The sequence below is a fragment of the Rhodocytophaga aerolata genome, assembly GCF_030503435.1.
Taxonomy (GTDB): domain Bacteria; phylum Bacteroidota; class Bacteroidia; order Cytophagales; family 172606-1; genus Rhodocytophaga; species Rhodocytophaga aerolata.
Genome location: NZ_JAUKPO010000001.1, coordinates 72,642 through 94,091, shown reverse-complemented (window position 1 = coordinate 94,091; position 21,450 = coordinate 72,642). Strand labels below are relative to the sequence as shown.

The 21,450-nt window shown below is 40.0% G+C and carries 22 protein-coding genes; 4 read left to right on the top strand and 18 right to left on the bottom strand.

The window, feature by feature from the left end:
* Positions 1-30: 30 nt before the first annotated feature.
* The 15 genes from Q0590_RS00375 to Q0590_RS00305 all read right to left on the bottom strand — a co-directional run bounded on the left by Q0590_RS00375 (position 31) and on the right by Q0590_RS00305 (position 11,367).
* Positions 31-603: a conjugal transfer protein TraO gene (locus tag Q0590_RS00375; RefSeq protein ID WP_302035483.1), complete on the bottom strand. Its 573-nt coding sequence runs from the start codon at positions 601-603 to the stop codon at positions 31-33.
* Positions 600-1,568, bottom strand: a complete 969-nt coding sequence (gene traN, locus Q0590_RS00370) for a conjugative transposon protein TraN (RefSeq protein WP_302035482.1) — start codon at positions 1,566-1,568, stop codon at positions 600-602. The genes Q0590_RS00375 and traN overlap by 4 nt, the downstream gene beginning before the upstream one ends.
* A gap of 3 nt (positions 1,569-1,571) precedes the next feature.
* Positions 1,572-2,921, bottom strand: a complete 1,350-nt coding sequence (gene traM / locus Q0590_RS00365) for a conjugative transposon protein TraM (protein ID WP_302035481.1) — start codon at positions 2,919-2,921, stop codon at positions 1,572-1,574.
* Positions 2,922-2,932: 11 nt separating this feature from the next.
* Positions 2,933-3,121 (bottom strand): hypothetical protein, encoded by a 189-nt coding sequence (locus Q0590_RS00360; RefSeq protein ID WP_302035480.1) that lies wholly within the window; start codon positions 3,119-3,121, stop codon positions 2,933-2,935.
* A gap of 13 nt (positions 3,122-3,134) precedes the next feature.
* Positions 3,135-4,199: a hypothetical protein gene (locus Q0590_RS00355; protein WP_302035479.1), complete on the bottom strand. Its 1,065-nt coding sequence runs from the start codon at positions 4,197-4,199 to the stop codon at positions 3,135-3,137.
* 68 nt (positions 4,200-4,267) lie between these two features.
* Entirely contained in the window at positions 4,268-4,882 is a 615-nt protein-coding gene (gene traK / locus Q0590_RS00350; protein ID WP_302035478.1) for a conjugative transposon protein TraK, read from the bottom strand.
* A gap of 14 nt (positions 4,883-4,896) precedes the next feature.
* Entirely contained in the window at positions 4,897-5,919 is a 1,023-nt protein-coding gene (locus Q0590_RS00345) for a TraJ family protein (protein WP_302035477.1), read from the bottom strand.
* A gap of 2 nt (positions 5,920-5,921) precedes the next feature.
* Positions 5,922-6,344, bottom strand: a complete 423-nt coding sequence (locus tag Q0590_RS00340; RefSeq protein ID WP_302035476.1) for a hypothetical protein — start codon at positions 6,342-6,344, stop codon at positions 5,922-5,924.
* 51 nt (positions 6,345-6,395) lie between these two features.
* Positions 6,396-8,900 (bottom strand): TraG family conjugative transposon ATPase, encoded by a 2,505-nt coding sequence (locus Q0590_RS00335; RefSeq protein ID WP_302035475.1) that lies wholly within the window; start codon positions 8,898-8,900, stop codon positions 6,396-6,398.
* Positions 8,893-9,210, bottom strand: coding sequence for a DUF4133 domain-containing protein (locus tag Q0590_RS00330; RefSeq protein WP_302035474.1), 318 nt, complete (start codon positions 9,208-9,210; stop codon positions 8,893-8,895). The genes Q0590_RS00335 and Q0590_RS00330 overlap by 8 nt, the downstream gene beginning before the upstream one ends.
* 4 nt (positions 9,211-9,214) lie before the next feature.
* Positions 9,215-9,415, bottom strand: a complete 201-nt coding sequence (locus tag Q0590_RS00325; protein ID WP_302035473.1) for a hypothetical protein — start codon at positions 9,413-9,415, stop codon at positions 9,215-9,217.
* Positions 9,416-9,422: 7 nt separating this feature from the next.
* Entirely contained in the window at positions 9,423-9,902 is a 480-nt protein-coding gene (locus Q0590_RS00320; RefSeq protein ID WP_302035472.1) for a hypothetical protein, read from the bottom strand.
* On the bottom strand, positions 9,902-10,408 hold the full coding sequence (locus tag Q0590_RS00315) for a hypothetical protein (protein ID WP_302035471.1): 507 nt from the start codon (positions 10,406-10,408) through the stop codon (positions 9,902-9,904). The genes Q0590_RS00320 and Q0590_RS00315 overlap by 1 nt, the downstream gene beginning before the upstream one ends.
* Positions 10,409-10,446: 38 nt before the next feature.
* Positions 10,447-10,761 carry a DUF4134 family protein gene (locus Q0590_RS00310; RefSeq protein ID WP_162441477.1) on the bottom strand — a complete coding sequence of 105 codons (315 nt, stop codon included), beginning with the start codon at positions 10,759-10,761 and terminating at the stop codon, positions 10,447-10,449.
* A gap of 45 nt (positions 10,762-10,806) precedes the next feature.
* A complete protein-coding gene (locus tag Q0590_RS00305) occupies positions 10,807-11,367 on the bottom strand; it encodes a hypothetical protein (protein ID WP_302035470.1) in 561 nt (186 codons plus the stop codon).
* Between the two features lie 254 nt (positions 11,368-11,621).
* On the opposite strand from Q0590_RS00305, the gene Q0590_RS00300 reads away from it, so the two are divergent.
* The 4 genes from Q0590_RS00300 (at position 11,622) to Q0590_RS00285 (ending at position 15,585) form a co-directional block, all read left to right on the top strand.
* Complete coding sequence (locus Q0590_RS00300; protein ID WP_302035469.1) at positions 11,622-11,942, top strand: hypothetical protein; 321 nt, start codon at positions 11,622-11,624, stop codon at positions 11,940-11,942.
* A gap of 114 nt (positions 11,943-12,056) precedes the next feature.
* On the top strand, positions 12,057-12,632 hold the full coding sequence (locus Q0590_RS00295; protein ID WP_302035468.1) for a GNAT family N-acetyltransferase: 576 nt from the start codon (positions 12,057-12,059) through the stop codon (positions 12,630-12,632).
* 18 nt (positions 12,633-12,650) lie between these two features.
* Positions 12,651-14,867: an ATP-binding response regulator gene (locus Q0590_RS00290; protein WP_302035467.1), complete on the top strand. Its 2,217-nt coding sequence runs from the start codon at positions 12,651-12,653 to the stop codon at positions 14,865-14,867.
* A 358-nt stretch (positions 14,868-15,225) separates the two neighbouring features.
* Positions 15,226-15,585, top strand: coding sequence for a hypothetical protein (locus tag Q0590_RS00285; RefSeq protein ID WP_302035466.1), 360 nt, complete (start codon positions 15,226-15,228; stop codon positions 15,583-15,585).
* A 105-nt stretch (positions 15,586-15,690) separates the two neighbouring features.
* On the opposite strand, the gene Q0590_RS00280 is transcribed toward Q0590_RS00285, so the two are convergent.
* The 3 genes from Q0590_RS00280 to Q0590_RS00270 are packed head-to-tail and all read right to left on the bottom strand — an operon-like array spanning position 15,691 to position 21,339.
* Complete coding sequence (locus Q0590_RS00280; RefSeq protein ID WP_302035465.1) at positions 15,691-18,330, bottom strand: ABC transporter permease; 2,640 nt, start codon at positions 18,328-18,330, stop codon at positions 15,691-15,693.
* Between the two features lie 34 nt (positions 18,331-18,364).
* Entirely contained in the window at positions 18,365-21,007 is a 2,643-nt protein-coding gene (locus tag Q0590_RS00275) for an ABC transporter permease (protein ID WP_302035464.1), read from the bottom strand.
* Positions 21,004-21,339, bottom strand: a complete 336-nt coding sequence (locus Q0590_RS00270) for a PadR family transcriptional regulator (protein ID WP_302035463.1) — start codon at positions 21,337-21,339, stop codon at positions 21,004-21,006. Before Q0590_RS00270 ends, Q0590_RS00275 begins: the two co-directional genes overlap by 4 nt.
* Positions 21,340-21,450 lie beyond the last annotated feature (111 nt).

The following is a 21,450-nucleotide window of genomic DNA, read 5'->3' as shown; positions in this document are numbered from 1 at the left end:
TAAAAGAGGTAAGAGAATTAAAAAATCGAATTAGTTTTTGAAGTAATTAAACCGGATACCTATTCCATAGTGGAAATGAAAATGTTCAATTGCGGAAGAAGGTAAATAGTTAACTCTTGCAAATACAAGAAAGGCCATCTGGCTAGTCATATTCCATTCGCCATTTAGTCCTCCGCTAACGCCTACCAAAAACTTATTGGGATTCACGGCAACTGTGTCCGAAGAAAAGGCTTCCTCAGAACGTGTTGCCTCGTAGCCTATTAGAATACCTAAAGCAGGATGTATATAAAATTGCCTGTCAGTTGTTGAAAAGGCTTTTGGTGAAAAAGTGCCACCCAGGAAATATTGATTCACAGCAGTTAACTTTTCATTTGGCTGATAATATTTCTTTTGCGTTATCAGATCTAGCTGATATGAGCCTTCTTTTTTACCATATTTCCCAAGGCTTGCCTTCAGCCTATAACCAGAATTAGCGGGTTTTATTAGTTGCATTCTATTTGTCAACCCTCCACCAACTTCTATAAACCGTTGACCTGCCTGATGAATTTGTGCTCCTGCTGAGGATAGCAGGCAGCAACACAGGAATAACAATACGTATCTCATAAGCTCTTCGCACGGATAATTACATCAGAGTCCAGTTCAAATCGTAAATGGCGCCCACCCTTGTTTTCATATACCTGCACCTCCATTACTTTATCTTCGCCATAGGTTACCATTGGCATAGCAAATACAAGCGTTAAACTCCCCTGATGAGGTACTTTCGTATTTGCAGCAGGATACTGATTGAAAGTAGAAATTTCAGTTTCCTGATAGGCCATTCGTTTATTCACATCCCGGTCTTTGAGAAAGAACTTAAAGAAGTCGATGTCATAGTCAATTTCTGATCGGTTTTCAAAAGTAATCTGCAGAAATAAAGTCTTTTGATAGACATACACGCCAGTGAGTAAAAAAGACATACGCATTTTCATAGTACCTACATTGCGGATAAAGCGTTTGCGATGGATAATCTTCTCTGAGAGATCTATCATCTCATCAGCAGATAAACTATGTTCGGCTAATGTGATGCCTTCTGGAGTATTAGATCTTAGTAAGCCCATTTGATGCGCATAGAATGCATCTTGCTCTGCATTACCAGCCATATTGATATTGAGTAACTGAGGATTATCCTGATAATCTACCAGAAAAGGATAATATTTACCCTCTTCTGTAATGACCACAAGGGTAGTTTGGTCAAATCCTTTCCTGTTGGCTTTGATGCGTAATACATTATCTGATGGTTGAGCCTTATCTGCAATTACTCCATCTGATCCAATATCTACATAGATGATCCTGGATGGGAAAATGATATGGGTGGTTTTATTATAAGATGTTTCCAGAGGATAGCTAGCCCTTACCGCTTTTTCCGAAATTGGGAGCAGAATTGAGGGAGACCTGCTTGAAGAAGCTGCTTGAACAATGGAATCTTTTGAAGCTATGGTATCTAAAAGAGGAGCAGGTCTATACTGCTGCTGTGCAGGAAGCGGTAGCCACAACGAGCCTAAAAAAGAAGTAATAAGGATAATTCTCATGATTTAGTTTTGATCTTGTTTGAGGTATACTCTATAGTTAGGCCGGATAGTGACTTTCTGCTGGCTGATCTTTTTTGCTGCCAGGGTCCGGATGCCATTTACCGCCAGGTTTGCTCCCTGAACTGCGGTCTGGCCTACCAGCATTTCAGCCATACTTCCACCACTAGGAATCATATAGGGCATATTTAAGGAACCGCCGGTCACTGTTTGAGCTCCTGTCTGGGCAAGCTGGTTTTTTACGGCTAAGTCTGGTACATAAATGCCTGAATGGCCATCTATATCATACACCCGCATTTTAATCGGAATGATGCTGCTGTTCACTCGCACAGAAGTAAGAAAGACCTGTACACGTTCTCCACTGATCATACATTCACCTGAAAGCAGCGAGTTGCGTTGTAGAAGATACGTGCCCACTTGTATATCCTGTAACAAGCGCAGTTTAATAGTAGAGCCGTTGGTCACCGTTACCTGATCAGCATCCCCATGAATAACTGCCTCAATAGCATTAGGAACAGGTTTTGAAGAAATCATTTCTGGCTGTTTTCTTTCTCCCTTCAGTCCATAAAATGAATTTTGAAGCTGTCTGCCATCCGGAATAGCTACATACTCATCCAAATTGGCAAGGGTAACCTGAGCAGGCGGAAGAGAAGATCCATTGCTGGTAAGATAGGTACTGCTAACTGAATTTATGTTCTGTGAATTACCAGATAGGCTTCTTGATGGATCATTGCCTGCCATCTGTACAGGACCATTATGTACTCTTTCTAATCCTTCTATTGCCATCTGCTCTAATTGAGCAGCCTTTGCCAGTGATTCTTCCTTGGTTCTACGGTCTGCCAGTTCTTCTGCTGATAAAGGAGCCGGTGCAGTCATCTGCAAAATGGTTTGCTCATTATCTTTTGTTCGCTCATCTAGCCGTTGATTAAAATGTGACCGCACCTGGCTTCGGCTTTGCCAGCTAGAAGGTGTTTGAGAACTGGCCTTAACCCGATAGGAAACATCTTCATTGGAAGAAAATCCTTTATCTACACTTTTCCTGCTCTGCTCACTTGGTAAAGTTCTAGGCTCTTCTTCTTCCGCTGACAAATCAGGGAGAGTAATAGCATCTTGCTCGTCCTCTGAAGAAGTTAAGGAAGCATTATCGTATTTATTGTTCTTAAACACCTTTTTAGACATGGCTGGTAGTGCTGTATCCAATGTCTGCGATATTACCGTTTGCTCCGTTGACTCCTGATAGGTGATAAAGCCGGATGATATTCCTATTAAACCTATTGCTCCCATCAGGGCAACACTTGAATAAGGCTTATTGATAATTTCTGTGATAATGGCTGCCAATCCTTTTTGTTCTTGCATGATAGATAGGTTTAGAAGAATAGTACAATCAGTGAGAAAAAACTATACATCAGTAATATGCCTATGATAGAGAGCACCCACCGGTTGCGGGTTTTGGTGCTAACTTTACTTTGCCAGTTGTTTAGACATTGGGCAACTAGTATTATGATTCTGTTCCAGATCTGCAAGGCTAGTTGGGTAATTCTGCTGGAGGGTTTCATAAGAGATGGTTTTCTATAATTGTCCTTTGCGGAGCTTATTTACGATTACCTCCATCCACTCCTTATCCGTAAGGGTAGGAGGTTTACTCATGACAAAATTGGCTTTGTCTGTCCCTAGTACCTGCAGATCCTTCTGGTGATTGGTCTGCCAGTTTTCCAGGCGATCATTGTAATAGTGGTTTAATTCAAAAAAACGTTGCACTTCTTCCTCAGAAGCTTTTTTCCCGGGAGGATTTGGCCGCTGTGGCATGGGATCATTCAGCAAGTTCTTAATAGCATTTTCTTTTGCCTGCGGATTATTGGGGTCGGTTAGCCATTCCATTTGCTCTTTAGTAGCATTTCCGGCTGCATTGCGGCCGTCTTTCTCAAGCTGCTCAATATCTATCTCACTTCTTTCATAATTGCCAAAGTCCACCTGACTGACAGTCCCGTTAAAGTTAGCATTGCGGGACATAGCATATAACTGCATGGTGGCTAGTTGATCTTTTTTGGTCCGGCATCTCCTCAGAGAAAGATATTCAATACCACCCACAAACGCCTTCAATCTGGCTGCTGATGCGGCCGCATCTCCGTGTATCTTCATGATGAATTGCATCCGTTCTGCACTATTCATTTCCACCACATTTGCTTTGATGCCAGCACTCAGATCATCTAGTAATTTGGCATCTTGCTTAGCAAGTTTCTCTAATCCAGAATAAAAAGAAGCAATTTCGTTAGGTGCAAAGTGGCGGTCCTCGGTAATGATGCTAAGTGCCTGTTTGTAGCTTTGTGTGGAACTTTGGATAAATTCTACGGTTTCCTGAATACGCCGGAATTGCTGCACACCTCCTTCTATCTCTTTAAGCTTTTCTAATGCCTTCTTAGCCTGTTTAAAAGCTTCACTATTGATGATTTTAGAGGCAGATTGAATTACCTGGGAGACAGTATTTATGACCCCATTGTAAAAGTCAGTAACGACAAATTGTGAGAAACTATAGGTTGATAAACAGGTGCAGAGCAATAGTATTAACAAGCATTTGTGCAAGCCATTACAGCGCCTTGCGAAGTAAAGCTTTTGTGTGATAGGTTGAGATGACATGAGATTAATTGATTTGTTAAATTGCTTAATATAGTCGTTACTCGACTACTTTATGAATAAAAAATATATTACCTTGACTCAGAAGAAAGCTTTTTATTCTCCAGTATGGTAAAATTCTGCATCAAAAAGCCGTTAGAATTGTTATCCGACCGGTTCACATCCACTAACTCACATGAAGTAACCAGCGTTTTAGTAAGTCTGGAGCTGGACCGGGTAATGGTGACTTTACCATAAATAACCGCTTTGTAAGGTATGGTTTTCATGTTCACTCTGATACTGTCTTCCCGAAATTCCTGCCGCATATTGCCGCCAATCAGTTGATTATAAAAGTTGTTTTCTTTATTTTGCTCATATGGCAGCTTAATACTGCCATCTCCCAGGTACCATGCCCTTTGCGCATTATAATCAATGGAGCGTGGATCAGGGGATATATTGAAAATCAGGTCATGGTAATACCGGACATGGTGTTTGGCTTCTGCTTCCCGATTGGCATGGACTGAAGAGGCCAGTGCATCTGTGGCAGCTCCATTGTTCAGCAGATATATTCTCTTAGAAGCCGTATTGGCATAGTCAAATGCCCACCAGCATACGGCTATACTGAAGCCTAAGGAAGCTAATACAGTTGCCAGCGCATGTACTCGAATTTTCTGAAAAGCAGTGTCGATGTTTCGAAGAGATTCCATTTGTTTCATTAGTTTTAGATCAATTTACCCATTGCTTTCAATGGGGCTGTTACCAGTCTTCCTGCACCCATGGCAGTATTCGTTACCAAATTTTTAAGGGCAATCGTACGCTGTCCGGCAATAGAGGCAGAAGGTCCAAATCCACCAACAGATAGAGCCATATTTGCCATAGTGGGTACAAAGAAGTAACCGATGACAGATACAAAGACGACAGTGATATACAGCGCTGTCCGGCCGGTAGCCCATTCTAATGAATTAGCTATAAAAGGCTGCTCTAAATAATACGTGAAAATGGTGTATGCCTTGCAGATCAAAATCATCAGCTTCGCATTAATATATTTGGCAAACCACTCAGCGGCATTATTGGCAAAGCCATCAAAAATGGCAAAAGCAAAGGCAAGGGGTGCAACAAAAGTTAAAATATTTGTCAGGAACAGAGATAAGAGGGTGATCAGAAAATAGCCTATGAGCCCAGCTCCATCGAAAATATAGACCATCATTTTTACAAAAGTTTCCTGCATTCCATCAATGGCATCATCTGTCATATTCTGCATAAACACACCTCCTAGCGTACCTAATGGATCTATGGAGGAACCTACATTAAGTGAGCCGTCCTCATTTTTGAAAGCATCCAGGTAGCGATCTGTCTGCATTTGCTCCCGTAGTTGAACATACTTTAGATATTCTTTCTCCCTTAAGACAATGGCCTGGTCTATCTTAGCCCTGGATGTACTCATATGGTAATCCAGGGTAGATATACGGTCAATATCTTTGAAAATCAATTCAAGGGAATTACAAAGCGGATTAGAGAATATGATGGCAATAAGCAGCACAAACGGCCGCATCAAGGGGAAAAAATTTATGGGTTCGCCCATCGCAATAGGTCCCCAGATACGGGAGAAAATATAGATGGTAGCTCCGATCATACCTATGGCTCTGGCAGCCGCATTAAAGGCGCCCAGCTGCAGGAATCCCTTGGCTCCTTCATACGCATGTACAAAGGAATTATTTAGTGCATCATATATGGTGGTATCCATAGTTACTGGGTGCGTATATAAATAGTGGTGTCCATGGTATTATTTTTCCAGTCATGATGTACTTCCATGAGCTGATTTCCCGATTCATCCAGGCGTAAGGTGGAGAAGTTCCTTTGCTCATCTGCTTTCTTACTTGAAAGAGCATCTTGGGCTTCATCGTACCAGAAACCTATAGTCCCAGGTTCTCGTGAACCAATCTTCAGAGTGAATGCTAATAGTTCTGGCTTGCCTGGATAGTCGCGGATAGTAGAGGTGATGCGTTCATTATCTTTAGCCTTATAATCACCTTTGAACTTGTTTGCACCTTCACCAAGGGTGTTTTGTGAGTTCTGTGCCGTTTGTGTACCTTCAGTAGAGGTCTCCAAATTACCTTTGCCTTGGGAAGAAGGCTGATTCTTACTTTCGCAAGCAAATAATAAAAACATCAGTAAGTGAAAACAAATAACTCTCATGCATTTAAATTTTAAGTAAAACCATTAGTTAATTTCTTTATGGGAGGACAAATGCTCTCCTCTAGCAAAACTAACAATAGCTCTTTCAATACTGCCATATTTCTTCTGCAAATCTTCTATTGCTCTAACTTCTGATTTTTCTGTTGTATAAGCTGCATACGATTCTTTGCCTACCTCTACTCCATATACTTTGGCATAGCCATTCCAGGAAATAAATACTTCTTTGTATTTGCGGTCCGGATCTCTTCCCTGGTTTACTGACATCAATAGAGCTGTCTCTTCATCAGATAAGCCCAGGATTTCCTGCACCATGCGTGATTGGTTTTTGTAGGAAGAAAAATCCAGTAAAATTTTAATTGCACTGTTCTTGATTATGGCATCCTGTACCAGGGGAGACATCAGATCGGTAGGTTCCTGTGTTACACTCACCAGACTACCAAAATGCTTTCGTGCTGTTTTGGCTACCCATTTGAGGAACTTAGCAAACCGGGGATCACCTACTAAACGCCAGGCTTCTTCAATGACGAGCATATTAAAAACAGAATTCTTCCGCATTAACTTGCGAACATACAGCGTCATAATAGCAATCGTCGTAACTGTGTGCAGGGTAGGATTATCCTTAATATTATCCATCTCAAATACTACAAAACGTTCGTCCAGTAAGCGATTGATCTGGTTATCCGGACCTGCATTGAGCAAATATCCCAGGTAAGCATCTTTATAGAATCTTGCCATCACAAACCTGAAATTATGCAGATCTATATCCTTCTCACGTATATTGAACTGTTCTAGTTTTGGGAGGTACTGCTCTGTAAAGAACTCAAAGAAGCTGTTGAAACAAGGATAGACGTATGCTTCATTGCCGGCTAAATACATATAATATGCATTAACCAGGTTCTCAATTCCTACCTCTTCTGATTTAGAAATGGCTTCCACTTCTGATTTCCAGAGAGATAAAAGCAGAGCTACCACATTTTGTTTGCTTTCATCTACTTCCTCAGCAGAAAGCTTCTTTGTGTCGAAATAGAAAGGATTAAATTCTAGCGGCTTATCTTTATCAAAGCTCACATATACGCCACCCATTAAGGCACAAAGTCTTTTATAAGAATGGCCAGTATCTACCATAATCACATCTGTCTTTTGCTCCAGCAGATGATAAAGCATCAGGTTAGTTAGAAAAGATTTACCGGACCCGGATGGCCCTACTAGCAAGGCATTCCGGTTATCAATAATTCCTTTGTTACGGGGTTCGATGAAAATATCTACACATACAGGTCTACCAGTACGGTCCGTAAGTTTTACCCCCAGGTTATTATAAGATTTATCCCCATAATTATTTTCTAGTGCCAGAAGGCAAGCACCTTCAGGTGCAAAACACATGGCCAGATTATCTTTGCCAATTTCAGCACTATTCCCTGGAATACAAGACCAGTACAATACCGGGGCGTCACTTACAGCTTGTCGTGGAGTGAATCCCATCCGTGAGAATCCGGCATTAACCATGGACCGTTGAGTTAGCATCTTTTCACGGTCGGCATGCCAGGTGAGCACATTCGCATGGACCCTAATAACTTTCTCTCCAGTCTCTAAAGCCTTTTGTATGAATTGCTCTTTCAGTTCCAGATTCACAATGTTTTGGCGGCTTTGCAGGGAAAAGCTAGTCATCCGGCGGGCTTCGCCTTCCAGCTGCTTTAGTAATTTCGGGCTGTTATCAATATAGAAAATCTGATTGTAGATATGGTTGAATGGCAGGCTCAAGCCCACCCGATAACCTAGGCTTCCTGGTAATATATGCTTACCTACCTGGTATTTCTCTATTGGAGAACTATTGCTTAATTGTACTGGAAACTCATCCAATTCTCCTATAGCTGTGATACCACAAAACTGCCCGTTTACCCTGAAATCTCCATCCATTTCAATATCTGTCAGAGATAAGTCATCAGATGATAGAGAGAAATAATTTTGATAAATACTCTCCTTTGTCAGCTGATAGTCCAGTTCATTTTCCTGCAGTCGTTTTACCTTAAAAAGCTTAGATTCCTCTAATGTCCGGACAAACTGCTCAGCAATTTCCAATAGCTGTTGTTTGTAGGCAGAATCAATTACTTCTCTAGGAATAAGCCGGGGAGACAGGAGGGAAGAGTGACTGCTCTTCTTTTTCAGCACAACATCCATAGGGCGGGTGACGAATAGCAAACAGCGGTGGCGAATATATTCGCGTTCAGCAAAACTACGTTCATCACTTCGGCCTAATATGGCTACACTGTCTGGGTATCGCTCGTATTGCGCTTCATATTTTTCTACCAGATACCAATCCTGCTTGTGTAAGATGATATTAGTTTCTATTGCCCCAAGTGCCCGGGAAAATACACTGTGCATGCGGTCATAATCAGCCGTAGAGGTAGTGAATACTTCCGGCATAGCTAGTTCAAAGGCAACTGTAAGATCCCCATTTTTCCCCACAATAATTCCTTCTTCAATAGATAGAATAGGAAATACTTCGTCAATTTTGCGTTTAGGATTAGGCATTTTTTTTCCTGATAAGTGTGTAGGGACGGCTCATTACTATAAAATCTGGTATTTGCTTTTGAATTTTTTGCTTTTCCATTCCCCAGCGGCCGTACTTTTTATTCCATTGAAATGACAAATAGAAGACACCTGCTGCTCCACTTAGTGTTAATAGTCCTGCAAGAGTAGAGGAGGGTAGTATAAGAAAGAATAATAATCCTATTAGTACTACTCCGGCAAGGCCTCCAAACAGGTAATATACATACTTGCCTTTCAGTCCTTGAAATTCGATCTCATTATCCGCGCCCCGGATGACTTCATATTGTGGCATAACACTACCTGATAAAAGCACCTAACATATAAGAGAAACCAAGTACAATAGCTATTCCCTTAAACCAGTTGAACAGTCGTTCATCCACTTCCTGTCCCTGATACAGTTTAATAGCAATAGTTAGCCCGGCAATCATCAAGGCGATAAATGTGATGAGTTTGCAGGTAAATAACAGATCATTTTGAATTTTAAATAACTCTCCCATAGTCTACTTACTGATTTGAGATTTGCAGATCTTCTCCAAAGTTTTCAGGCTTTGCATTCGGATTATTAATAGTGCCGCCTAATTCTGATCCTTCATAATTGCCGTTGCCTGGTGATAGAGCAGGCTGATTTTGTTTTTCTGCCTCTGTATTGCTTACCCATTCCTGTATCGCAACATCTTCTAGGTAACCAGAATTTTCACCTTTTACAGGTGTAGCGGGTGCATCCATGATTACCTCGCTTACTTGCTGGCGTAATAGTACGGTGCTGAGAAAGTTTGGAAAAAGAATAGTAAATAGGATACCCATACACCATCTCCAAAGTGATGCATTGAACCCTTGATCTCCCCGTTGCAGCATCCGTACCATACGGACGGCCATCACCAATGCTGCGATATAAGATAGTAGTGTAACTAGCTGCACCATGTTAGCTCTCTCTGTCTGAACAAATCGGGAGCTAAACTCGCTAATAATGGTTTGTAAAAGCATTATTGGAAAAAGACTTGGTGAATAATGAACACGATTGAAACCACAGATACGAGTCCCAACCCCCAGCTAGTAATGGAACGGCCAGCATGCCGGTGTCCTTCCTGGAGTGCCCGGAATTTTCCAGGAAGCACCATCAAACCTATAATACCACAGGTGACATATACCAGCTGACTTATCACATCAAAGGTGCTATTCATACTTCCGGTTACTTGCCGCAAGGCATCTCCTAAATTGATTTTTGCGATTGAGTTAGAGTCAGCCATTAAAGTGCTTAGAAAAAAAGTACATGCAGCAATTAAGAGCAGAGAAAGACACCAGTTCCTGGCATTCGCTCCGGCATGGGCATCTCCATCGGCAAATTTCTGAAAAGCCAAAGCAAGGTTGTAGAAACTCAGGATGCCACAAAATACATACACCAGGCTTACCAATGACTGGAAAATACTTTCATTGCGCAGGAAGCGCAAATAATATCCTGAAAGGCTCTCTGCCTGTGTAGGTATATACATCAGGATACATCCTAATGCCAACCAAGCCCTTCTTATCATTATCCGGCAAAAAAGATAAGTTGAAGAACGTATGCACCTACAGCGACAAATACGAGTGCACCACCCCAGTTCAGCATAGATTTACCTGCATCCGGATCACCAGATTGCATTTTCTGGTATTTTCCTGGTAGAATGGATAAACCGATGATTCCGCATATCACATAGATCAGGTTCCGAATCATAATATACGTACTTCGCATACTGGTATTAGTGGAGGCAATCTGGTTTTTCAGAACTTCAATTTCGTCTTGGGCCTGCAGGGTTACTACACATAAAATAAACATAGCGGTAACTAAAAGGAAACGCTTTTTCATGGGTTGAAGGATTTGGGTGTTAAATTATTGATTATGAATTATTGGCTATATGATAAAAGGTATGTCCTTGGATCCATCAGCAGGTGAGGTAAGTATATCTTTGATCTCCTCCACAACATCGGGATACTGTTTGTCTGTAGCTACAGTAATAGTAGCTATCTCCTGAAGTGTTTTAAAACCGTCTGCATCTAACTCCTCTTCTGCTAATGCTTTTATGGCGGATACAATATCAAAATCAGCCTGCTTTTGGGTTAGCTCGCCTAAGTAGTGAGTGTCTTCCTGTTCTTCAGCAGGTATCTGGCTGGCCACAAGTTCATCTGAACTTGTGGCATTTAATGCTTCGTGGGTAGAACCGGAAAATTTATTTACAAGAAATTGTTCTGGTAAGGAGGGTCTTGAAATGATCAAAGCCTCTTGATCAGCATTATACTGAGAAGACGAATTGGAGTAACTACCTCCTGTTTGATACCCTTTAGTAGTAATCTTACTTTGGTGCCTACCTTTTTTGATACCAAATATCCAGATCCAGTGTGCAACAATTACTAGAGCTGCCAGGATTAGGTAATGGGGTATAAGTTGGATAGAAAGAAGCATGTAATGCATCATGGAAGTAATGACTAAAACTTAACTTAATAGCTGTTTTACGACTACTTTATCAAATGTAGTTTAATTGCGACTACTTTTGCAAGAAAAAAATATTATTTTTTTGCTAGTGAATTGAAATTACAATCTTTTCTTTACAAAAAATTTAATTGAATTATTTGATTTGACAACACCTAGATAGGTTAAATGCCTGTCTATTAACTATTTATTGTATAAACTGGAAGCTTCACGCTATTGCTATAGGCAATTTTAAAAGAATGGAAAAAAATGTACCGCATACACGCAGCTATAGTCAGTGTGTCGAATTGATTCAGCAGCATTTAAAAGAAATGAGTGCAAAACATGGTGCTTTAAAAAAATGGTGTACGGATCATAATCTGAATTATAAAGGCGTAGTTAAAATTAAGAATGGCAGCATGAGTTATTATGTACCTCAGTTTCTGCTTAAGATCCTAAGTGCACTTGGCTACAGGGCTTCTATCACTAGAAAGTTTATGCCTGACAAAAAGGAAGAAGATGTGTATATTATAGAAAAAGTTGAAGACGCTGATTTGACTGATAAGCAAGCAAATACGTAGTTTATATAAGTATTTCTATATATATTTTTGAAAATTTATTTAAAAAGTAATGCATATAAACCTGAAATAATATAATATTTGCGCTAGTTTGTTTACAAAAATAAAACCAGCCTAATGATTAAAGCAACTTATAGTGACAAGCCACTAATTGTAGAAATTCTATCTAAAGCATTTGATACGAATAACAGTGTCAACTACACGGTAAAGCAGGATGAGAAGCGGAAGGTGCGAATAAAAAAGTTAATGGAATACTCCTTCGAAGTATGCTACTTGTTTGGGACTATCTACCTTTCCAATGACAAAAAAGCCTGCGCTCTCACTTTACTGCCTGATAGTAAAAAAACAACCCTGAAAACTATAGCATTAGATGCTCAATTAGCTCTGAAAGTAATAGGTTTAGACCGTGTGAAACGTGTATTAAGCAGAGAATCGAAAATACATAGTGGGTATCCAAAAGAGCAGCCCGTTTTCTATTTATGGTTCCTGGGCGTAGATCCTGCACACCAAGGTAAAGGTATAGGAAAGACTTTATTAAATGAAATAATTGCGGAAAGCAAGCATAAGAAAAGACCTCTCTATTTAGAAACTTCCATGCCTGATAATGTTCCCTTTTACCTGAAATCAGGTTTTGAAGTCTATAATCAACTCAATTTTGGGCATACACTCTATTGTATGAGAAAAACCAGCTAATTTTTAATCTATCTACTTATGGGTTTACTTGAAATGCGCATACCGGGAACGGAGATGCACGTGGTGACATTTGTGTTCTCTGCCCTGGAAATAGTTATGTTCTTCTACCAGTTAATCTTTTTTATCTCCAGACCCACCGATAAAAGCAGATTACGGTACCTGATCTTGTTATTTCTGCTCATCATCTATAACATAGTGGGAGGCCTGCTGCCAGACAAAAACATAGAAATACCGGTACAGTTACAAAACTGTATTTCATACAGTACCGGATTCTTGATGGCAGCCTATTTTCCCTATTACTTTTATAAAGGATTTGATTTAAAAAATCTGCGGTTTCATACCTACTATGGCTGGTTCATTTATCTATTTATCCCTTATGTGCTTTTTGTTTATCTATACTATAGAACCGATGACTTGGAATATGCTGCTAAAATAGCGATGTCTTTTCCTATCGTTTATTCACTGATTCTGTTTTATTCCATCACAAAGTCTGTTATAGGGAAGTACAAGGAAAATAAGGGCAAACCAGATGTAATGGAAATGATTGGCCTTTATATAGCCTACTCCTCATGGTTTGGAGTGCCAATTGTAACCTATTTTCAAGCCAGCCAGGCATATGAATATTTGTGTTCCAATACAGGCTTTTTTGTGATGACTGTGTTATTTGTTAGGAAAACAGTCCATCAGCAAAGATATGAATACAATAAATTGCAGGAATTAAATGAAAGTTTAACAGAAAAAGTAAAAGAACGAACCAGGCAATTAGAGCAGAGTAATGAACAGAAAACAAACTTTTTTGTCAATCTGGCTCATGAAACCAAAACCCCATTGACGCTCATTAAAAACTATTTTGAGGAGTACATAGCCAAACTAGATGATCCGGAAGAACTGGCAGATGAGTTAAAAGTAGTAAAAAACAATATTGACAAACTGAGCAAAGACATTATTAATTTCTTTGATTTAGAACGTTTTAACAAAGGATTAGATGTATATAGTCATCGCTATGTATCTAATTTTAGCCGCATACTTGCTGACAATTTAGTGCTATTCAAAGTGTATTGCAGCAAGAGAAAAATAAAACTGATAGAGTATATAGAACCGGATCTATTGATCAAGGCTCATCCTCAATCTCTTGACCGCATTATTAATAATTTAATTGAGAATGCTATTAAGTTTTCTCCAGAAGAAGGAAGTATAGAAGTAAAACTGCAGGCGCATGCTAATGAAATTCATTTTTCAATAAAAGATAAAGGAATAGGGATTTCTCCAGAGCTTCATAACAAACTCTTTGAACCCTATTACCAGATCAATAATGAGAAAAGTAATTCTCAGGGTATGGGACTAGGTTTATCGATCGTAAAAAGTATTGTAGATAGTTTACACGGACATATTATCATTCATAGTAACCCGGAAAAAGAGCCAGGTACAGAAATAATCATAACACTTGAAAAGCATATCAGTACTGATAAAGAACTGGAGATTGAATTTAAGGTTGATGATCGGCCAAGCTTTAGTTTTGAGAATTATCAGGTAGATGAACCTGTATTTAAGGATAGCCAACAAACTATACTTCTGGTAGAAGATAACCTGGAACTGCTGAGTTATCTACTAAAAAAACTGGGTAAAAAATATAATGTGTATGCTTCCCGGAATGGAACCGAGGCTTTGCGGAAGTTAAAAGAAATGCCAATTCCTCAGTTGATCATTTCTGATATCATGATGGACGGGATGGATGGCTTTAAGCTTGCCAAAATTATTTCTGACACTGAACGGTATAATCACATTCCCTTTTTGTTTATCACAGCTAAATCTACTCAAAAAGATAAATTAGCAGGCCTCAACATGGGTGCGCTGGATGTTATACAAAAGCCTTTCTCTATGACAGAATTACTATACAAGGTGGAGGCTGTGCTTACCAGCCATAGCAGGCAACGAAAAGCCTTGCTCAACCAATTTGCTTCTCATTCTGTAAAAATCATGTCGGATGGGCAAGAAGAAATACTTATAGATGGGATGGAACAGAAAAAAATCAGATTTGAGCATAATTGTAAAGTATATAACCTTACATCTCAAGAAACGGAAATAACTAAACGGTTGATTGAAGGAATTACTTATAAAAAAATAGGAGAGGAGTTATTTATATCGGAGTTCACAGTAAAAACACATGCTCAAAATATATTTAAGAAAGTGGATGTGCAGAATAAACTGGCTTTAATAAAAAAGTTTGAAAAATGAAATTACTGCTTCGATAGGAAGAAAATATTTTTTAAATGCATTTTAAATTATCCTCTTCCATGCATATGTGAAGTATCAATAGATTACATGAAAATTTAGTTATAAAAGAGTAGATAAATACTCCTTATAGAGTATTGTCAATAAAGTTAAAAGGTGTTGTATTGGGTAAAATATGTACCAATGACAAAATAAATTTTGTATTTATTCCTGCGAAAGAATAGCGAATAATCATTTTAGCTTATAGAAATACTCCATATGGAGTATTGAAGGCCTGTTTATAAAATCATAGTTTAGAAGAAATTTACTAACGATAAAGTAAGAGTTCTATAAGATATATTTTATAAATACAGCCATCGCTATGAAAACAAATCATGTACCGGAATTATTCTTTAAAAAAGATCAGAATCTACTTGTTTTATCAGAGAAGTGTATCTCCTTAAAGGAAGTTAAAACAAATATATGGGTATTTGAGCTTATCAATTTATATCAAACGTTAGACTATATAGCTACACAATCTTATCAGCGATGGTGCTTCTGTAAACAGGAAAAAGAAATATTAATTACCTGCTACAATATCCATGAACGACTGATACATTCTATGATGGCTGATATTGGCCGCCATCATAATGTTTTCTCAGATATCAATATATGTGTATTTGAAGGAAAATGTATGGCTGAAGAAGAATGTGAAGTAGCCATGAAGAGAGACAGTGCATAGTAGCGTGAAATATGCTTTGATTTATATAGTCTAAAGGCGATAATTGCTCATACTAATACATATGCTATTTCTCCACCATCAGTAATGGTGTTTGTCTGATTAATATTATTCGTTGCGTAAAGATTCCACTGGGTTAACAAATGCTGCTTTGATCGCTTGAAAACTTACCGTAAGAGAAGTTATAGTAACCACTAACAAGCCTGTAAATAAGAAAATCCACCATTCTACGTTTATGCTGTAAGCAAAATCTTGCAGCCATCTATGCATGGCATACCAGGCAATAGGGGAAGCAATTAAAAATGAAATAAGGATAAGCTTCAGAAAGTCTTTAGAGAAGAGCAGAATAATATTGGCAACAGAAGCGCCCAGTACTTTCCGGACCCCTATCTCTTTGGTTCGTCTTTCTGCTGTATGGGTAGCCAGACCAAATAAGCCGAGGCATGATACCACAATGGCCAGTATAGAAAAATAAAAGACAATATGGGCAGTATTTTGCTCTGTACGGTATTGCTTTTCCAGCATCTGGTCTACAAACTGGTAATCCAGAGCAGTTGAGATATTGTATTTTTTATGTATTTGTGCAATAGTGGAAATAGCTTCTTTTACCCTATTTGCTTTTGCTTTCACAAACAACCCTGAAATGGATTCTTTTGGCCAGTAGCGGAAAAGTAAGGGTGCAATAGCGGTTGTCATAGGCCGGAAGTGAAAATCTTTTACAACCCCAATTACATTTCCCTCTATATCCCAAAAGCTGATTTTTTTCCCGATTGCTTCATCTACCGTCCAGCCCATTTGTCTGGCGGCTGTTTCGTTGATGATATAAGCTGAAGAAGTATCTGTTGTAATGGCCGGATTGAAATTTCTGCCGGCAAGCAAAGTCATTCCGGTCGTGGAAAGAAAATCAGGATCTATATTCAGATGGGTGATTAAGATAGAAGCGCCAGATTCTTGTGCTTCCCATGCAAAATGTGTAGTAGACTGATTGATATCTACCAGATTACCAGAGGTGCTTGCTACTCGGGCAATGCTGGTTAGATTTTCTAAATCTGTTTTTATCACAGATGCTTTGTTGCGCAGGTCACTAGGTAGATATACATGCAATAACTGAGACTTATCAAAACCCAGATTTTTGTTTTGCATGAATGCCAGCTGTTTGTAAATGACAATCGTTCCGGTGATCAGTATCACCGATAAAGCAAACTGGCTTATGACCAGGCTCTGCCTGAAAAACTGCGCCGACTGCAGGGATTGAAATCCTTTTAGGACTTTTACTGGTTTAAAATGAGACAGATACAAGGCAGGATATATGCCAGCCAGCAAGCTCACCATGAGCGTGAAACCGAGCAGGGCTAATACAAAAGCAGCATCTCCGAAAGGAATAGCAATTGATTTTCCGGCAATGTCGTTGAGTATAGGCAAAAAGAGCTTCAAGAGAAGTAAAGAAAGAATTACAGCGATTACAGTCATACTTGATGCTTCACTCAAAAACTGAACAATGAGCTGTTTGCGTAAGGCCCCTATTACCTTCCGCACACCTACTTCTTTGGCCCGGCTCATGGCCCGTGCCGTAGAAAGATTAATAAAATTGAATAAGGCAATCAGCAATACAATGGTGCCTACAGCCATGAAAACCCGTACATAGGTGATATTTCCTCTTTTTCCCCGGTCGGTAAGAAAGTCAAAATCGGAGTAGAGATAAATAGCAGATAAGGGTTGTAAGGAAAGGGTGGTAGCATTAGTCAGCGTAATGTGTTTTTGCAGATAATTCTTCAGCTTCTCGTTCAATGCTGCCACATCTGCATCCTGACTTACTAAAACATAGGTCTGGTAATTATTACCATTCCATTTGTAATTGTCAGAATTTAGTTCATCGTAGCGGCAGGAAAGCAATGCATCAAACTGGATTTGCGAATGTAGTGGCGGATTCTCTGCTACCCCTGCCAGGGTTAACAGCCGTCCATCTTTCAACCTGATTTGCCGGCCCAGAATGTTACCAGCGTTCGCATAGTCTGCACCAAAAAACCTTTTGGCTAAAGTTTCGCTAATCACCACCTCATCCGGATTCAACAGTACTTTTTGGGGATTTCCCTCAATTAGTTTAAAATCAAATACATGAAAGAAGGAGTTATCAGCTACCAAGATGTCTTCAGGTTCAATGATTTTCTCTCCGATTTGCAGGTTGCCGGCCCACCAGGCTTCACTAATACGGCAAGTTTGTTTTATCTCGTCAAAGTCCGTTTTTAAAGCTGGTGCCAGAGGTCCTGGCGTGGAGGCTACGTCATACAAAGTTCCGGCCTGTGTCTGTTGTTCTACTACCCGGTAAATATGCCTGTAGTTTGTGTGGAAGCGGTCATATTGGTATTCATCCCAAATATAAAGCCCAATGGTAATACAACAGGCGAGTCCGATGGCCAGTCCGCCAATATTAATGAAGGAATAGACTTTCTGCCTAATGACATTGCGGAATCCCACTTTCAGATAGTTTGCTATCATATGAAAAGAATTTGCTTGTGAATACTGGTTAATTTTGAAGAAGGGCTTTCGCTTAGGCAAGAACCTGAGAAAAGTAAAGGCATGTAGGAAATATAGCCATTTGGCTTTCTTTTTACCCATTTCGTTTACCCACTTCCCATATAATTCCTGCATATCCCCCTGCACCTCTTCAAACTGATCCTCGGGCAAGCGCCATTGCAGAAAGCGGTCTATCCACTTTGGTGGTAGAGTTGATGGAGGTTTCCGGCTCATAAATGAAATGCTAAGCTCTAAAATCTTCTTCTTACTACTCGTTACGCAGCACATTTACCGGATTGTTCCGGGCGGCTTTTAGCGTTTGTGACCCAATCATGATGATGGCTAGAAGCATAACCACACCTACGCCCAATAACAACTCACTTATACCGATAGGCTGGTGATATACAAATTCACGCAACACCACGAAGTTGAAAAATAAGTAGGTAACAGGCAGGGCTATAAAGGCAGCAATCAGGAGCAGGGCTAAAAATCCTTTACTTAGCTGGTAGATCAGCGAACTTTCACTGGCTCCCAATACTTTGCGGATACTTATTTCTTTCAGTCTGGTTTCGGTGCTGTAAACTATCATGCCGAATAAGCCTACAGAAGCAATACTTATAGCCAGGAATGACAGAAAGCCAATAATTTTTATCATAACCGAATACTGGTTATAGGCTTGCTCAATCTGATCATCATAGAAGCTAGCTTCCAGTGGATGTACCCGATCAATTTTTTTCCAGGCAGCCTTGATATTTGCCAGGGTAGCCGGTAAATCAGTTGACCGGATTTTTACATTCAGGTAGCCTCCCGGTTCATTAGAATATCGCAGAATGGTGGGTTCTATGTTTTTATCAAGCGTTCCATAATGAAAATCTTTAACTACGCCTATAATGGTTAGTTTTTTACCTTGCACCGTCAGAACTTCTCCCAAAGCTTTCTCAGGCTCTCGTTTTCCGATATCAAACCGGTTCAATACCTGCTCATTTACAATTATTTCGCTTTCTGATACGGCATTTGCTTTGGCATTAAAGTTTTTTCCGGCCAGAAACGTATACTCATGCAGTGGCAGATAGTACTCATCGACATGATTCATCCAGACATTTGCTGAATCAACCGGATCTTTGTATTTCATGGAACCTCCATATAAACTGCCCAGGCTGCTAACCATCATAGATGTTGATATACCTTGTACAGCCGGCAATTGAGTCAGTTCATTTTTCAAGAGTTTGCCTGAATTGCCCTGAAGCGGTATGTTAAGTATATTTTCAGTAGAAAACCCTAAATCGTAAGTGAGAAAAGATTTGTACTGATTGAAGCCAATAATAGTAGTAGTAATAAAAATGAGCGAAAATGTATACTGAATTACGATCAATATTTTACGCAAGGCAATGTGGTAAAATAACTTTAGCGATGCGTTTTTTAATACCTGAATGGCATTAATGCGGGAGAAGAATAAGGCAGGTAGTATTCCCGCAGTAATTCCCACCAGTATGGCAAATATCACAAAATATACTACAAGCCCAGCCGAAAGCTCCAGTCTAAAAAGATCAGCTGCCTGGGAGGCAAGCGAAAGGAACTGGGTACGTAGCAGGAGAAACAGCAGAAAAGAAAAGATCAGGGAAAATAAAGAAATCACGATGGCTTCCATAATAAACTGAACCAGTACCTGGCTTTTTGCGGCCCCAATCATTTTGCGGATGCCTACTTCTTTGGAACGCCGTAAGGCACGGGCAATGGAGAGATTGGTATAATTGAAACAAGCAGATAGAATCACAATGAGCGCCAGACCTGCCAGCACCCATCTGGCTGCATTATTAAAAAAGGTAGGTCCAATCGGATTTACCAACCTTTCTCCAGTTGAAATATTTGCTATGGGCAGAAGCGACAGGGTAATTTTCCGGTTGGTAAAAGAGGCATTCTGAGCAGCACTCAACTGATCGAGGTTAACCTGAACAGTTTGCGGGTTGGCATTCTGGGACAATAACAGATAGGCATAATTCATGTAAATATTTTCCCAGGCAAAGAAATCTCCATCGCCTGTATCAGGTTTCTGGAGCTCTACGGTAGCAAAAGAAACTAGGGCTTCGAACTGGATATGAGACAGCTTAGGAACGTCTTTCATCACGCCGGTTACTATATAGGTAAGGGTATCAAACTTGATCTGTTGACCCAGTACATCCACTTGTCCAAACAGCTTTTTGGCAGTTTTTTCTGTCAACACAAGTGAATAAGGCTCTATTAGTGCTGTAGCCGGATCACCTTGCAGCAATGGAAAAGTAAATACCTGAAAAAATGATTCACTAGCCCATAATCCGGAAAGAGAAATTTTGGTATCTTTTATGGTAGCATCGCCGCCAAATCCCCGGCGCAGCAAAGTAACGGATTCTACTCCTGGAACCGTTGCTCCGATCTGTTTTCCGGCCCTTACGGAGCTAGAGGCAAGATGCATAGCTGGTTGCCCTCTAACTTGATCCGTAGTGATCACTCCATAGATCCGGTCTTTCTTTTGGTGAAAATTATCCAGGGAAAATGTATCCGAAATCATCGTGATAATGAGCAATCCTACAGACATACTGATAGCCAGCCCAAAAATGTTAATGAGAGAAAATGCTTTTTGCCGGATGAGGTTGCGCAAGGCAATGATCAGGTAGTTGAATAACATATCAAAGAAGTTAGCTTGTAAATAAGGTCTAAGGGTTGAGTAATGATGTTTATTACGTCTGGGCAAAGGCCTCAGAAACGTAAGAGCATTAAGCAGATACATCCGGTTGGCTTTACTTTTGCTCATTTTACTCACCCATTGCACATACAACTCATGCATATCACCTTGCACTTCCTCAAACTGTTCCTGCGGCAACCGCATCTGGAGGAATGTGTCTATCCAAGAAGGTGGTTGTAGCTTGTTGTTCATAAAGTGGAAGGTCTAATAGATTTAGGAATCAGTTGCCATAGCTCTTCTCTTTGCTGCCTGATCTGTGCTAAGGTATGGATGCCATAAGCGGTAATGGTAAAGATACGTTTACGACGGCCGCCCCTTTCAGCAGTAGCTCCACCTACTGTAGAGGTAACCAATCCTTTTTCCTCCAGCCGGTAGAGTACCACATGCACCGCGCTTAAGATGACCATACGGCCTGTGCGCTGTTGAATATCTTCCATAATAGCCGCTCCATAGGCATCACTCTGCAGGTGAGCCACTGTTAAGAGCACCATTTCTTCAAACTCACCTAAGTATGATTTTCCCATGATTGGCTACAAAGGTAATTATCTTCATATTTGTTTGACAAATGCTTTGCCAATAGATAAAACAGGCCTTTTTGCGTAGCTGAGGCACTTTTGTTTACATAAGCTTATACA

Excerpts from the sequence above, each read along its gene's own strand:
- Q0590_RS00375 (WP_302035483.1), bottom strand. The coding sequence starts at position 603 with ATGAGATACGTATTGTTATTCCTGTGTTGCTGCCTGCTATCCTCAGCA.
- traN (WP_302035482.1), bottom strand. The coding sequence starts at position 1,568 with ATGAGAATTATCCTTATTACTTCTTTTTTAGGCTCGTTGTGGCTACCG.
- traM (WP_302035481.1), bottom strand. The coding sequence starts at position 2,921 with ATGCAAGAACAAAAAGGATTGGCAGCCATTATCACAGAAATTATCAAT.
- Q0590_RS00360 (WP_302035480.1), bottom strand. The coding sequence starts at position 3,121 with ATGAAACCCTCCAGCAGAATTACCCAACTAGCCTTGCAGATCTGGAAC.
- Q0590_RS00355 (WP_302035479.1), bottom strand. The coding sequence starts at position 4,199 with ATGTCATCTCAACCTATCACACAAAAGCTTTACTTCGCAAGGCGCTGT.
- traK (WP_302035478.1), bottom strand. The coding sequence starts at position 4,882 with ATGGAATCTCTTCGAAACATCGACACTGCTTTTCAGAAAATTCGAGTA.
- Q0590_RS00345 (WP_302035477.1), bottom strand. The coding sequence starts at position 5,919 with ATGGATACCACCATATATGATGCACTAAATAATTCCTTTGTACATGCG.
- Q0590_RS00340 (WP_302035476.1), bottom strand. The coding sequence starts at position 6,344 with ATGTTTTTATTATTTGCTTGCGAAAGTAAGAATCAGCCTTCTTCCCAA.
- Q0590_RS00335 (WP_302035475.1), bottom strand. The coding sequence starts at position 8,900 with ATGCCTAATCCTAAACGCAAAATTGACGAAGTATTTCCTATTCTATCT.
- Q0590_RS00330 (WP_302035474.1), bottom strand. The coding sequence starts at position 9,210 with ATGCCACAATATGAAGTCATCCGGGGCGCGGATAATGAGATCGAATTT.
- Q0590_RS00325 (WP_302035473.1), bottom strand. The coding sequence starts at position 9,415 with ATGGGAGAGTTATTTAAAATTCAAAATGATCTGTTATTTACCTGCAAA.
- Q0590_RS00320 (WP_302035472.1), bottom strand. The coding sequence starts at position 9,902 with ATGCTTTTACAAACCATTATTAGCGAGTTTAGCTCCCGATTTGTTCAG.
- Q0590_RS00315 (WP_302035471.1), bottom strand. The coding sequence starts at position 10,408 with ATGTATATACCTACACAGGCAGAGAGCCTTTCAGGATATTATTTGCGC.
- Q0590_RS00310 (WP_162441477.1), bottom strand. The coding sequence starts at position 10,761 with ATGAAAAAGCGTTTCCTTTTAGTTACCGCTATGTTTATTTTATGTGTA.
- Q0590_RS00305 (WP_302035470.1), bottom strand. The coding sequence starts at position 11,367 with ATGATGCATTACATGCTTCTTTCTATCCAACTTATACCCCATTACCTA.
- Q0590_RS00300 (WP_302035469.1), top strand. The coding sequence starts at position 11,622 with ATGGAAAAAAATGTACCGCATACACGCAGCTATAGTCAGTGTGTCGAA.
- Q0590_RS00295 (WP_302035468.1), top strand. The coding sequence starts at position 12,057 with ATGATTAAAGCAACTTATAGTGACAAGCCACTAATTGTAGAAATTCTA.
- Q0590_RS00290 (WP_302035467.1), top strand. The coding sequence starts at position 12,651 with ATGGGTTTACTTGAAATGCGCATACCGGGAACGGAGATGCACGTGGTG.
- Q0590_RS00285 (WP_302035466.1), top strand. The coding sequence starts at position 15,226 with ATGAAAACAAATCATGTACCGGAATTATTCTTTAAAAAAGATCAGAAT.
- Q0590_RS00280 (WP_302035465.1), bottom strand. The coding sequence starts at position 18,330 with ATGAGCCGGAAACCTCCATCAACTCTACCACCAAAGTGGATAGACCGC.
- Q0590_RS00275 (WP_302035464.1), bottom strand. The coding sequence starts at position 21,007 with ATGAACAACAAGCTACAACCACCTTCTTGGATAGACACATTCCTCCAG.
- Q0590_RS00270 (WP_302035463.1), bottom strand. The coding sequence starts at position 21,339 with ATGGGAAAATCATACTTAGGTGAGTTTGAAGAAATGGTGCTCTTAACA.